At 45.2% G+C, this 12,260-nt stretch carries 12 protein-coding genes and 1 tRNA gene; 3 read left to right on the top strand and 10 right to left on the bottom strand.

The window, feature by feature from the left end; genetic code table 11:
* Positions 1-147: 147 nt before the first annotated feature.
* From EL210_RS01570 to EL210_RS01545, 6 genes are all read right to left on the bottom strand, one after another.
* The gene (locus EL210_RS01570; RefSeq protein ID WP_018919477.1) at positions 148-906 is read right to left on the bottom strand and encodes a lysophospholipid acyltransferase family protein; all 759 of its coding nucleotides are present in this window, start codon (positions 904-906) and stop codon (positions 148-150) included.
* A gap of 14 nt (positions 907-920) precedes the next feature.
* A complete protein-coding gene (locus EL210_RS01565) occupies positions 921-2,102 on the bottom strand; it encodes a metallophosphoesterase (RefSeq protein WP_025879691.1) in 1,182 nt (393 codons plus the stop codon).
* A gap of 51 nt (positions 2,103-2,153) precedes the next feature.
* Positions 2,154-3,485, bottom strand: coding sequence for a dihydroorotase (locus tag EL210_RS01560; RefSeq protein WP_018919475.1), 1,332 nt, complete (start codon positions 3,483-3,485; stop codon positions 2,154-2,156).
* Between the two features lie 11 nt (positions 3,486-3,496).
* Positions 3,497-4,297, bottom strand: coding sequence for a DUF4369 domain-containing protein (locus EL210_RS01555; RefSeq protein WP_004377380.1), 801 nt, complete (start codon positions 4,295-4,297; stop codon positions 3,497-3,499).
* A 136-nt stretch (positions 4,298-4,433) separates the two neighbouring features.
* Positions 4,434-4,847 carry a hypothetical protein gene (locus EL210_RS01550; RefSeq protein WP_018919474.1) on the bottom strand — a complete coding sequence of 138 codons (414 nt, stop codon included), beginning with the start codon at positions 4,845-4,847 and terminating at the stop codon, positions 4,434-4,436.
* Positions 4,831-5,169 (bottom strand): FtsB family cell division protein, encoded by a 339-nt coding sequence (locus tag EL210_RS01545; protein ID WP_004374282.1) that lies wholly within the window; start codon positions 5,167-5,169, stop codon positions 4,831-4,833. The genes EL210_RS01550 and EL210_RS01545 overlap by 17 nt, the downstream gene beginning before the upstream one ends.
* 64 nt (positions 5,170-5,233) lie before the next feature.
* Here EL210_RS01545 and EL210_RS01540 point away from each other — a divergent pair, with 64 nt between their 5' ends.
* Positions 5,234-7,033 carry a DNA polymerase III subunit gamma/tau gene (locus EL210_RS01540; protein ID WP_018919473.1) on the top strand — a complete coding sequence of 600 codons (1,800 nt, stop codon included), beginning with the start codon at positions 5,234-5,236 and terminating at the stop codon, positions 7,031-7,033.
* Between the two features lie 13 nt (positions 7,034-7,046).
* On the opposite strand, the gene asnA is transcribed toward EL210_RS01540, so the two are convergent.
* On the bottom strand, positions 7,047-8,087 hold the full coding sequence (asnA, locus tag EL210_RS01535; protein ID WP_018919472.1) for an aspartate--ammonia ligase: 1,041 nt from the start codon (positions 8,085-8,087) through the stop codon (positions 7,047-7,049).
* Between the two features lie 246 nt (positions 8,088-8,333).
* On the opposite strand from asnA, the gene EL210_RS01530 reads away from it, so the two are divergent.
* Complete coding sequence (locus EL210_RS01530) at positions 8,334-8,834, top strand: low molecular weight protein-tyrosine-phosphatase (RefSeq protein ID WP_018919471.1); 501 nt, start codon at positions 8,334-8,336, stop codon at positions 8,832-8,834.
* Between the two features lie 35 nt (positions 8,835-8,869).
* On the opposite strand, the gene EL210_RS01525 is transcribed toward EL210_RS01530, so the two are convergent.
* The 3 genes from EL210_RS01525 to EL210_RS01520 all read right to left on the bottom strand — a co-directional run bounded on the left by EL210_RS01525 (position 8,870) and on the right by EL210_RS01520 (position 10,832).
* Positions 8,870-9,970: a hypothetical protein gene (locus EL210_RS01525; RefSeq protein ID WP_018919470.1), complete on the bottom strand. Its 1,101-nt coding sequence runs from the start codon at positions 9,968-9,970 to the stop codon at positions 8,870-8,872.
* Positions 9,957-10,124: an FKBP-type peptidyl-prolyl cis-trans isomerase N-terminal domain-containing protein gene (locus tag EL210_RS14000; RefSeq protein WP_390897696.1), complete on the bottom strand. Its 168-nt coding sequence runs from the start codon at positions 10,122-10,124 to the stop codon at positions 9,957-9,959. Before EL210_RS14000 ends, EL210_RS01525 begins: the two co-directional genes overlap by 14 nt.
* Before the next feature lie 634 nt (positions 10,125-10,758).
* Positions 10,759-10,832: transfer RNA gene (locus EL210_RS01520), tRNA-Arg, on the bottom strand.
* 153 nt (positions 10,833-10,985) lie between these two features.
* Here EL210_RS01520 and pepT point away from each other — a divergent pair.
* Positions 10,986-12,209 carry a peptidase T gene (gene pepT / locus EL210_RS01515; protein ID WP_025879693.1) on the top strand — a complete coding sequence of 408 codons (1,224 nt, stop codon included), beginning with the start codon at positions 10,986-10,988 and terminating at the stop codon, positions 12,207-12,209.
* The last annotated feature ends 51 nt before the right edge of the window (positions 12,210-12,260 follow it).

The raw sequence follows: 12,260 nt of genomic DNA, 5'->3' as shown, positions 1-12,260 counted from the left end.
GTGTGCTCAGAATATGCCTTTTTTTAGCCAATTTTATTTACAAAATCAAGTCGCTTTATGTAGGGATATATAGCCCTGCATGACAGTAAAAGATACTTCACTTGTTTGTTCTCCTCTCCTTTGGAGAGGCCGGGAGAGGTTCCCCTCCTATTGGTCTGGGTTCTCAACAAATCCTTGATATTCCTTATCAAGTCCGTTCATGACAGCCTCATAGCTTTGTTCCATCTGGTTCTTGATATTCTCCGGGCCACGACCTATAGGCATGATAGGTTCATGGATGGTGAGTTTCAAGGGGTGCCAAAAGGCCCAATAGAAATCCTTTGTGCGTGGTTTTACGTCGAAACTCCCATTGATCGTCAGTGGAACCACAGGCAGTTGAAGGTCGTCGGCAAGCATGAATGCACCGCGACGGAACACGCCCATGTGCCCCGTGAACGTGCGGGCGCCCTCGGGAAACACTACGAGTGACATACCCTCTTGCAGGATATGACGTGCTTCATCATAGGTGGCGCGGATTTTTGAAGGCCCACTTTTGTCTACAAAAATATGGTGGGCATATTGGCAGGCAATGCCAACGAGTGGGATTTTTCGCAGTCCTTTCTTCATCATCCATTTGAAATTACGGCCTAAGAAACCATAGATGAGGAAGATGTCGAAGGCTCCTTGATGGTTGGCCACAAAGACATAAGACTGCCGTGGGGCCAGATGTTCGCGCCCTTCTACCTTGACCGGCAACAGCAAGAGGCGTATCCAGAGCCATGCCCAGCATTTACCGGGATAGTAACCCCAAAAGTGTCCGTTGCCGACAAGACAGCCGATGACGGTTACCAACGACGTAATGATGCTGGCTAAAAGCAGGATTGGAAGACAAATGAAGAGCTGGTAGAGTCGGTAAATATACTTCATGAGGTAATGATGCTTTATTTTTTCGTTCGTAAAGTGATAACGGCTATTTCGGGTTCTACGCCAATGCGGATAGGTGCAAGGCCTCCGATGCCGCATGTGACATAGAGAAAATGTCCCGCTTTCTCAGCCAACCCATAGTCGTCGGGATAGCTGAACATCGTGGGACGAAGGCCGAAAAGCGAGATTTGTCCACCGTGGGTGTGACCGCAAAGCGTCAGTTGTGCATGGCTTTTCGGCAGAATTCGGCTCTCCCATGATTTCGGATCATGTTGCAACAAGATGATGAAAGCCTTCTTTCCAATGCCCTTCAGTGTCTTTTCTATATCTGAATTATCAGGAAACCGCTTGCCGTCTCCGCAGTTCTCTTCACCTGCAATGACGAGTGAATCGCGGTGGTCACGACTGTAATATATGGCGTGTTCGTTGAGCAAGAGATGCCATCCCATGTCGCGTTCAGCCTTTTTAATGCCTTCCTCACAAGCCTTCTTAGCCACACTGTCGCCATAGAAATACTTGCTGTAATCGTGGTTCCCAAGGACGCTGTACATGGGAATTCCTTGATGAGCAAGCTTCGAAAGCAACGCTTTCTGGGGCTGCAATTCACTCGGTTGCGTGTTCTGCAAATCGCCGACAAAGCATATCATGTCGGGATGTTGGGCAAGGATTGTGTCGACATCTCTCTGAAGATAGCGTTCCATGCCATGGTTGAAACTCCCCACATGCGCATCACTGAAGAGCACAATCCGCATGCCATCGAAAGCTTTTGGCAGGTCGTTGAAAGCAAGTTCAATGCGAGTGACACGCAATTGACGCGTGCCGAAAATGACTCCGTAAAGCATAGTGAGCATGCAAACCAGACCGAGCAACAGGCCGATAACATCCCAAAGCTTCTGTTTCGTGTGGCAGAACCGACGGCAGAGCAGGCCTAATGAAGAAACTATTGCATATACTGTTTTGGGTACAACGAGGATAGCTAATGAGATAAGAAAGGCCTTAATCCAGTTGATATTGTCGGGAATGAACTTGCCGCAGAAGGTCAATGCGAGGCTGTAGACCAACATGATGAAGCCCGGTAACCACCAAACGAGACGCCTTAAACGTGTGTAATGAGGGCGATGACGCAAGCAGTGACGCTCAATATAGAGGTCGCTCAATATGATCATCGGTATGAGGAGGAAGATAATTCTTGCTATCATATCTTTTTATGTGTTGCTTTATACGATTTGAAGGAACTTGTCTGCATATCGTCAGGCATTGAAAGTCAGCGCTTCTCCGCGATAGGAAGCATCGAAACGACCATTGTCATAGATGATGTGTCCATTGCAGATTGTAGTCACAACGCGGTTGCTGAAGACGTGACCTTCCAATGGACTCCATTTGCATTTGCTCTGAATGACATCGGTTGTAACCGTCCACGGGCTGTTTGGTCTAACGATAGTAAGGTCAGCTTTGTAGCCTTTGCGCAGGAAACCGCGGTCATTAATGCGGAAAAGACGGGCGGGATTGTGGCACATCAACTCGGCAACACGTTCGCGGGGAAGTATGCCTTTGTCGGCAAGTTCGAGCATGGAAACGAGTGAAAACTGCACCATTGGCATGCCCGAAGCAGCTTTCAAGCAGCCTCCCTGTTTGTCTTTGAGTTCGTGTGGAGCGTGGTCTGTGCCCACAGTTGTGATGCGTCCGTCGGTCAATGCACGGCGAAGCGCATCGCGGTCGGCCTTGGTTTTGACAGCAGGATTACATTTAATGCGCGCACCGAGTGTGGCATAATCGGCATCCGAAAAATAGAGATGAGCAATCACAGCCTCTGCAGTGATGCGGTCGTTAAGGCCGAAGAATGCTAACTCTCGAGCTGTTGTGAGGTGTGCGACATGGAGTCTTGTACCGTATTTCTTTGCTAATTCTACAGCCAAAGCCGTACTCTCATAGCATGCTTCCTCACTTCTGATGAGTGGATGCAGTTTGATGTCGGGATCTTCCTGCTGCGTTTTGGCCCGTGCCATGTTAGCAGTGATGATGTCGGTGTCCTCGCAATGCGTCATGAGTTGCCAGTCTTGGTCGGCACACACCTTATATATATACTCCAAACTCTCGCGCCTATCCACGAGCATATTACCCGTACTGGCCCCCATGAAGAGTTTTATTCCGGGGATATGTGTACGGTCAAGCGAGGCAAAAGAGTCAGTATTATTGTTGGTTGCGCCATAGAAGAAGCTGTAGTTCACGTGGCTGTTATGGCTGGCAATATTCATTTTCTCCTGCCAAGCCTCGGGAGTTGTGGTCTGAGGTGAGGTGTTGGGCATCTCCATATACGAAGTAATGCCACCGAAAGCGGCTGCACGACTCTCACTTTCGATATCGGCTTTGCGCGTCAGTCCTGGCTCACGAAAGTGTACATGGGCATCAATGATACCCGGAAAAACGAAACATCCCGAGGCATCTACCGTCTGTTGGTAGATGCCTCGGGGTGCTTTTTCTGCCTCATATAGGGCAGCTATGTGGTCATCTTCAAGTACAATGTCGCCTCGGAAAGCACGTCCTTCGTTGATGATAGTACCACCCTGTATGATAGTTTCCATATCTCTGACTTTTATTTCACTGCAGGTTCTGCCATCTGAGCAGGCGTAGGAGCAGATTGTATGGGTTGTCTTTCGGGCTGTGGAGCCTCATTGCAAGGCGCTTCCGGTTGTATGTCGCGCATGCCATTCATTATCTGTTGGTTCTCTTGAGCCTTTTGATAGTAGTCCTTTACATAGGGATCATTCTTGAATTTGTCAGTAGCTTTGCTCATGATATCCTCAATCCAAGGAGTCAGTTCGGGGTATTGGAAACCGATGGTAACCATGAAGAAGATGCCGGGACCAAGCACATTGTCGAAGTTCTCGGTAACAAATGAAGTCACAAGTTCGTCTTCTTTTTGCGAAAGAAGAGCTGCTTCCTTGTTGAGTTTCGTGTTTACTATGTCCATGTTACGGCCGTTCATGATGGCTTGGTCATGTTGGTGTACGAGCTCAGACTCTTGATTTTTCAACTGATTATACTTGTTGAAAAACTGAAAGAGTTTATCATTGAGTGGGGTTCCACTGACGATTTGCTGCGTATTGTCTATCTTGATATTGATGTCTCCGCTCTCTACAACCAATGGAAGAACGCTCTCTTCGTCCATGAATATGTTGCCCATACGGACGGAATCTATCGTCCCTGAGAAATGAAACTGACCATGAACGACATCGCAAGAGTCAAGAGTTTTGAACTCATTGTTCTTGAGAATCTTCAGATAAAGCATTCGACCGTCAAGGTTAGATACGTTAGATGTCCCCACGATGTTGTAAGAGTTCGCACATGATGTCAATGCCAAGAGAGCTACAATGGCGTAAAAGACCTTATTCATAAATTGGTTTTCTTATTCTAATAACAAAGATAATAGGAAGTAATGAAGTGCGAAAGAAAATTTATGCTATTTAATTTATCAAGCTTATCTTTTAGGTTTTTTTCGTAATCAACACTTCTTTTATCCCACAAAAGATTTACGGTTGCTTTTCCTTTTTAAGTTCGTGATCAATGCGATGCATGGCATATACCTCGATAATTGCGGCAATAAGCAGCAAAACTACCCATTTGTTATATACATAAGTGATGTAGTCTATCTGGTTACCAAATATCGGACGCAGGAAACCATAAGCGTTATCGACCATCAACAGACCGGCAAACACGAAGAGGAAATCCGCCAAATTGAGAATGTTTTTCAGGCGTTTGATAGCCAGACTACGGCCTTCATAGGTCTGCATCATCTGCATCAGAGCAAACAAAATGCAGCCTACAAGGGCAATCCAACATACAATCTGTGTGGCAAACATGAACACATAGCAGCCTACTCCCACCACCATGAGTGCGCCACCTGTCATGAAAAGAATGCTTTGTAGACTATTCAGTTGCTTCATTATTGGTTTCTATAGGTTTTTTATCATCGCTAAGTACGTAGATGTCTTCGTCATCTGCTTTCATGAAATAACGCTCGCGGGCAATCTTCTCAATAGCCTTGGGGTGGCGTTTGAGTTCATTCAGCTGGCGGGAATCAGCCTCGTACTGCTCTGTATACTTGTTGATTTCACTTTTAAGGTCGCTGATCTGCATTTCCAACTGAAAGCGTTTCAGAAAGCTGTTCTCGTCAATCAAGCCTACAATGAGCACGCCAATGACACACACTATAAGGTATTTATAGTGAGAAATGAGACTCAAGATAACATTCAAACGACCTGTCATAATTGATTTATTTGTTTGCAAAGATAATAATTTTTGCTATCTTTGCATCATCAATTCTCAAAAAATGGAAGAATATATTGTATCTGCCAGGAAATACCGTCCAATGACATTCGATGCTGTTGTGGGGCAACATGCGCTCACAACGACGCTGAAGAATGCTGTCAAAAGCGGGAAACTGGCTCATGCCTACTTGTTCTGTGGACCACGAGGTGTAGGAAAAACCACTTGTGCCCGTATCTTTGCAAAGGCTATAAACTGTGAACATCCGGGCGAAGATGGCGAAGCTTGCAATGCATGTGAAAGCTGTAAGGCATTCAATGAGCAGCGTTCTTACAACATATTCGAGCTTGATGCAGCCAGCAATAACTCTGTAGAGAACATCAAAGCGCTGATGGAACAGACCCGGATACCGCCTCAGGTAGGTCGTTATAAGGTGTTTATCATCGACGAGGTGCACATGCTGTCAACGGCTGCCTTCAATGCTTTTCTGAAGACATTAGAGGAACCTCCCGCTCACGTTATCTTCATCTTGGCTACAACGGAGAAGCATAAGATACTGCCAACCATATTGTCTCGCTGCCAGATTTACGACTTCGAACGCATGACAGTGGGTAATACTATCGAGCATTTGAAGTTGGTTGCCGCGAAGGAAAGCATCACTTATGATGAAGAAGCGCTTGCAGTTATTGCTGAAAAAGCCGATGGTGGCATGCGCGATGCACTCTCCATATTCGATCAGGCGGCCAGTTTCTGTCAGGGAAATATCACTTATCAAAAGGTGATTGAAGACCTCAATGTGCTGGATTCTGACAATTATTTCAAGATTATTGATTATGCCTTAGCCAACAAGGTGAGTGAAATCATGGTGTTGCTCAATGGCATTTTGAATAAAGGGTTCGACGGAGGTAACCTCATTGGAGGCCTTGCAGCACACGTCAGAAATGTGCTTATGGCTCGTGATGTGCAGACACTTCCGCTTCTTGAAACAAGCCAACAACAGCGTGAGAAGTATCATGAGCAAAGTAAAAAATGCCCTGTAAACTTCCTGTATCAGGCTTTGAGGCTGCTCAATCAATGTGACATCACCTATAAACAGAGCAGCAACAAGCGTCTGCTGGTAGAGATAACGCTCATTCAAGTGGCCCAGATTACGCAACCGGATGACGATGATGCCGGTGCGGGGCATAGCCCTAAGCGATTAAAATCCCTGTTTAAGAAACTGATAAACTCTCAGCCAAAGAAAGCAACTTTGCAGGTGGTTGCGGCTGAGAAGCATACGCTTTCTCCTCGTGAGAGAGCTACACAAGTTGTTACCGAGCCTGCTGTTACGCCTTCTGTAACGGCAACATTGGCAGCAACCACAACTCAACAACCCACTTCAAAGCCCCGTCCGAGTGCAAGTCTTGACGCAATCGGTTTCACTTTTCGTGGTCTTCGGGCACAGAATGAACGGTCAGAAGAAAAGAAAGATGAGCTGTTTGATGTCGATACAACAAAGGAAAAAGGTTTTACTCAAGACCAATTGGAAACCTCATGGTATGCAATGCTCGTGAGAATGCCACAGAGTTTGCGAGGCTTGGCCACGCGACTGAAGAACGTAACGCCACGCATCACGGAGTTTCCAAAGATTGAGATTGTGGTTGACAATCAAATCCTTCTCACGCAAGTTGAACCGATTAAACTACGCATAAAGGCTACTTTGGCCAAGGAACTCAACAACGGACAAATCAATGTTGAATGGCGAGTAGCCCAGGGAACAGAGGTAAAACCACTGCTCACTAAGCGTGAAAGCTTTGAAGAAATGAAAAGAGAGAACCCCGCATTAGCTAAACTATGCCAGGTTCTCCATTTAGATATGTCTTAAAAACACCGTTGTCTTATTCTATCAGAGGCATGCCTAAGCGTCGGCATTCCTTGCGCATTTCTTCGGGCCAGATGCTGGCTTGGATTTCTCCGATATGCGCTTTATGGAGCAATATCATGCAAAGTCTGCTCTGACCGATACCGCCTCCGATACTCAAAGGCAGCTCTCCGTTGAGCAGTTTCTTGTGGAAGAAGAGTTCCTCGCGGTCTTCCTTGCCTTCCGATTTCAATTGTCTCAACAAGGCTTCTCGGTCAACCCGGATGCCCATTGAACTCAGTTCAAACGACCGTTCAAGTACAGGATACCAGATAAGAATATCACCGTTGAGGCCTGTTTTGCCGTTTTCATCCACCGTACTCCAGTCATCATAGTCGGGCGCACGACCATCATGTTTCTCACCATTGCTGAGTTTTCCGCCGATGCCTTCAATGAAAACGGCTCCGTATTTCTTGCAAATTGCATCTTCGCGCTGCTTGGGCGTGAGGTCTGGATACATGTTCAAGAGGTCTTGACTGTGTATGAAATGGATCTTCTGTGGCAGGAATGGCTTGATATTCGGATAGCTTTCACACGTCAGATACTCTGTTCTTAGCAGGGCGGCATATATGCGTCGCACCACATCTTCAAGGAAATCAATCGTGCGTTGGTCTTTCGTGATAACGGCTTCCCAATCCCATTGATCCACATAGAGGGAGTGGAGATTGTCTAACTCCTCATCAGCACGAATGGCATTCATGTCGGTATAGATGCCATATCCTGGCTCAATCTGATATTCAGCCAATGTAAGTCGCTTCCATTTTGCAAGCGAATGAACCACCTCTGCCTGTGCATCTCCAAGGTCTTTTATCGGGAAACTGACAGCTCGTTCCACGCCGTTGAGGTCGTCATTGATGCCTAATCCTTTCATCACAAACAATGGGGCAGTGACTCTGCTTAGGCGTAATTCCGTGGAAAGGTTCTGCTGAAAGAAGTCTTTTATCAGTTTAATTCCCTGCTCAGTCTGCTTTCTGTCAAGCAGTGCATGATAGTTTTCGGGACATATGATTTTGCTCATTGCGGTCTTGTTTTAATGTATTTAATCCTTCATGCAAAGGTAAATATTTAATATTAAAACGAAAAGATAAAGCCAATATAATTTTGCAGAATGTTATAAATAATGCGCTATATCTTACTTTTTGTTTGCCGTAGTTGTTTGAAAAACTTGTACTTATATCTCAATCTTTCTTTCGTGAATGAAAAACCAAGGTGTAGTTGCACGATTGCCGACAATTCATTACCTTTGCACAAAACCAAAAACGAAATGCAAAATATGAATAGCAAGACTGCCGTACGCACGAAAATCCTGTTTATCTGTTTGGGAAACATCTGTCGTTCTCCCGCTGCCCATGCCGTATTTCAAAAGAAGATAGACGACCGAGGACTGTCTGAAAGGTTCGAAGTAGACTCAGCCGGCATCGGTAACTGGCATGTAGGACAGCTTCCCGACCGTAGAATGCGTGAGTATGGTGCCCGTCGTGGCTATCAAGTTAATCATCATGCGCGTCAGTTCCAAACGTCAGATTTCAAGCATTTCGACCGTATAGTTGTGATGGATGAGGACAATTACCGCATCATCACTTCCAAGGCATCGTCAGACGAAGAAGCCGGAAAGGTGGTGCGAATGGCTGATTTCTTCACCTCTCATCCACGTGCTACGAGTGTTCCCGACCCCTATTATGGCGGTGCTGAAGACTTTGAGCTGGCACTCGATTTGATTGAAGACGGCGTTGAAGGCATGCTGAAAGAAATGGGGGAAGAATAAGAATGAACGTTCGATAGCTGTGTGGTGCGAGAACTTTACAGGCAAAGTTGTCTTGCCATGTCGTTGAGTTGCAGGCATTGTCCACGCGCTATGGTTTTCTGTTCCGTATGATGTTCCCAGGGCGAAAGCAGCAAAATGCGTCCTTCTTTGCACGCTTCAAACATACGTCCCGACGGCTTGTAGTAGTTGGTAAAGCCGTTCTCTTTGAGAATAATCATGCGGAGTCCCTCTTTAAAAGCTTCGTGCATAATCTCCCGTTCCCCTTTACTGATTGAGGGAGAAACCAAGACTGCGCCTCTTCTTGCAGCCTCCAAGAGTTGTTGTTTCTGCGTGGAGAGTGCTTCGCTTGTTATCTTTCGTGAACATTGTACTTGCAACTTTTCAGGGCAATCCAATAAGAAATGATTGCCAATCATCGAGAACGTCAGTCCATGAAATGTCACATTGCGTCGTACTTGGAACCAATCTGCATGCTGTTTCTTTATCAAGAGTCGTCTCGGATTGTCTTTGAGATAATGTTTCCAAGCCTCATATTGTCCCTCATGTCTTAGGATTTTGTCATTATAGCCATGTTCGAAGAGTAATCCAAAGCGTGATTTGCGTGGCATCTGTGCGCTGTCTTTCAAAGACAGCGAACCCCCATTGTGAGGAGAAAAGCTATCCTTGAATCTCGGAACCAAGCAGCCTTGTGCCTTCAGTTCCTCACGATAAGCACGATTGCAGCCTTGTATGAAGCCACGGATAACGATGCCTAATGGTCGGTTTTCAGGCAGATGCTCTTCTATGGAGAGGATAAAATGCAAGTGGTCGGGCATGAGTTGGCAGGCAACAAGGCCTATCTGTGGATAGTAATTGGACAGACCTTGCAGTTCGTTGATTACGGCTTGGCCCAGCGTTGTGGGTATAATGCGTGGGAAATCAGGGCTTCCAGGAATTGCATCGGCGCGTCCTTCAAGGCGTCCAAGCAACGGCCGTCGTCCATCAACAACCAACGTTATCAGATACCGCCCACGCTTAGTGTAGTCGTGACCAATCATGCGTCGTTTCATGGAAGGCCTTTTATTGACGTAGAATCCTGTCTCTGATATGCGGTATAGTGCATTGCCTTGCTTGATGTATCTTCTATGGTTGGTCATCTTTCAGATGTTTATAGTAAATACCGTGAGGCAGGGCTTTCACGCCTTCCTCTTTTGCTTTCTCTGCTAACCAACGTCGGTTGGCTTCTGCATAGTCTTTCTTTATCATTGTTTTTTCAATCTTCTTGTGAGGCCATGGAAGGCTCTTTTTTATGCTGTTAAATTCTTCTTTATTGTAAACTTAATTCAAATCGAATTTGGAATTGCTGCAAAAAATCATTATCTTTGCCGTAAGGAGAGGTGCGTATATGCCTTTCCTTTTTTATTGCCTTGTTCCAAATGAAGGTGCAACTCGCGTCAAACCGCATTGTAATCTGCGTCAAAACACCCTGTGATTTGCGTTAAATTGCAAAGTCATCTGCCTTGAATTGCATTGCGATATACCATGGATTGCAACGAAATTTGCATGGAAAGGCATTCTGACAAGACTTTACATCGCCTGTTTAGTAAACGGTTCAACGCTCGTTTTGTATTCATTTTTTACGATTTTTAATGTCGGTTTAATATGGTTTCCGGTATACAAAAATAAGCAATTTCAGTGGGAATGTCAAGAGAAAATAAATGAAAAATCAATCCATATAAGATGAATGTATTCGTTATGGCACTTAATTTCAGAACCTTATAGAAACAAACAAGTGCACAAAGAAACTTCCTTCATGCACTTGTTTGTTGTTTTTGTGACTCCGTTGGGATTCAAACCCAAGACCTTCAGAACTTTTTCTGACCTCATTCAGCTAATAAAAAAGTGCACAAAGGAACTTCCTTCATGCACTTATTTGTTGTTTTTGTGACTCCGTTGGGATTCAAACCCAAGACCTTCAGAACCGGAATCTGACGCTCTATTCAGCTAAGCTACGGAGCCAAAGCAGTTGCAAAATTACGAATAAAAAACTGACTGTGCAAATGTTATTTGCCAATTTATTTTGCAATCTTTACGATTTGTCGTATCTTTGCGATATTAATATTGTGGGAATGTAAGTGTAACACTCCCATATTTAACATAGAATTAGAAGATATGAACCTTACAGAGAGATTTATTAACTACACAAAATTCGACACGCAGTCATACGAAGAGTCGGATAGTGTCCCCTCAACGGCGAAACAACTTGTGTTTGCCAAGTATCTGAAAAAGGAGCTTGAAGACGAAGGTCTCAGTGATGTTGAGATGGATGAAAAGGGATATATCTATGCCACACTTAAGGCTAACACCAAGAAGAAGGCGCCAACGATTGGCTTTATCTCGCATTATGACACGAGTCCTGACGCAAGTGGCAAGGATGTTAAGGCCAGAATCATCCGTAACTACGATGGAAACGACATAGAACTTTCACCGGGTATCTTTTCAACTACAGAGAAATTCCCCGAACTGAAAGCACATATCGGTGAGGATTTAATCGTTACCGATGGCACAACACTGCTTGGGGCAGACGACAAAGCAGGCATTGCCGAGATAGTACAAGCCATGTGTTACCTGCGCGATCATGACGAAATCAAGCATGGTGACATTCGAGTGGGCTTCAATCCTGATGAGGAAATCGGTATGGGTGCACATCATTTCGACGTTGAAAAGTTTGGTTGTGACTGGGCTTATACCATTGATGGAGGTGACTTGGGCGACTTGGAATATGAGAATTTCAACGCTGCAGGCGCCAAGGTATATATTAAAGGTGTAAGTGTTCACACTGGATATGCTAAGGGAAAGATGGTGAATGCCAACCGATTGGCATGTGAGTTTAACAGCATGATACCTGAAACCGATATTCCTGAAAACACGGAAGGATATCAAGGTTTCTATCATTTGTTGGGCATAGAAAGCCGTACTGAGGAGGCAAAACTCAGTTATATCATTCGTGACCACGACCGTTCTAAGTTTGAAGACCGCAAGGATTTCATGGAAGATTGCGTGAAGAAGATGAATGAAAAGTATGGTGAAGGCACCGTAAGGATTGAACTTCACGACCAATACTATAACATGAAAGAGAAGATTGACCCTAATATGCACGTGATAGATATTGTACTTCGGGCGATGCAGGACAATGGAGTACCGCCTAAAGTGGAGCCAATCCGTGGTGGAACTGACGGTGCACAGCTCAGTTTCAAAGGTCTTCCATGTCCCAATATCTTTGCGGGTGGCGTGAATTTCCATGGGCCTCATGAGTTTGTTTCTATTCAGGTAATGGAGAAAGCGGTAGGTGTTATCACCAGTATCTGTGAGATAACAGGCAATTTTGAAGATTAATCAACCAATAATAAAAGCCCATTCCGTAAGTAACAGAGTGGGCTTTATGTT

This window comes from Segatella oris, from assembly GCF_900637655.1.
Lineage (GTDB): Bacteria > Bacteroidota > Bacteroidia > Bacteroidales > Bacteroidaceae > Prevotella > Prevotella oris.
Note: the sequence above shows the minus strand (reverse complement) of the source record. Positions and strands in the feature narration are given on the sequence as shown.

Excerpts from the sequence above, each read along its gene's own strand:
- EL210_RS01555 (WP_004377380.1), bottom strand. The coding sequence starts at position 4,297 with ATGAATAAGGTCTTTTACGCCATTGTAGCTCTCTTGGCATTGACATCA.
- EL210_RS01560 (WP_018919475.1), bottom strand. The coding sequence starts at position 3,485 with ATGGAAACTATCATACAGGGTGGTACTATCATCAACGAAGGACGTGCT.
- asnA (WP_018919472.1), bottom strand. The coding sequence starts at position 8,087 with ATGAGCAAAATCATATGTCCCGAAAACTATCATGCACTGCTTGACAGA.
- pepT (WP_025879693.1), top strand. The coding sequence starts at position 10,986 with ATGAACCTTACAGAGAGATTTATTAACTACACAAAATTCGACACGCAG.
- EL210_RS01550 (WP_018919474.1), bottom strand. The coding sequence starts at position 4,847 with ATGAAGCAACTGAATAGTCTACAAAGCATTCTTTTCATGACAGGTGGC.
- EL210_RS01530 (WP_018919471.1), top strand. The coding sequence starts at position 8,334 with ATGCAAAATATGAATAGCAAGACTGCCGTACGCACGAAAATCCTGTTT.
- EL210_RS01545 (WP_004374282.1), bottom strand. The coding sequence starts at position 5,169 with ATGACAGGTCGTTTGAATGTTATCTTGAGTCTCATTTCTCACTATAAA.
- EL210_RS01570 (WP_018919477.1), bottom strand. The coding sequence starts at position 906 with ATGAAGTATATTTACCGACTCTACCAGCTCTTCATTTGTCTTCCAATC.
- EL210_RS01565 (WP_025879691.1), bottom strand. The coding sequence starts at position 2,102 with ATGATAGCAAGAATTATCTTCCTCCTCATACCGATGATCATATTGAGC.
- EL210_RS01525 (WP_018919470.1), bottom strand. The coding sequence starts at position 9,970 with ATGACCAACCATAGAAGATACATCAAGCAAGGCAATGCACTATACCGC.
- EL210_RS01540 (WP_018919473.1), top strand. The coding sequence starts at position 5,234 with ATGGAAGAATATATTGTATCTGCCAGGAAATACCGTCCAATGACATTC.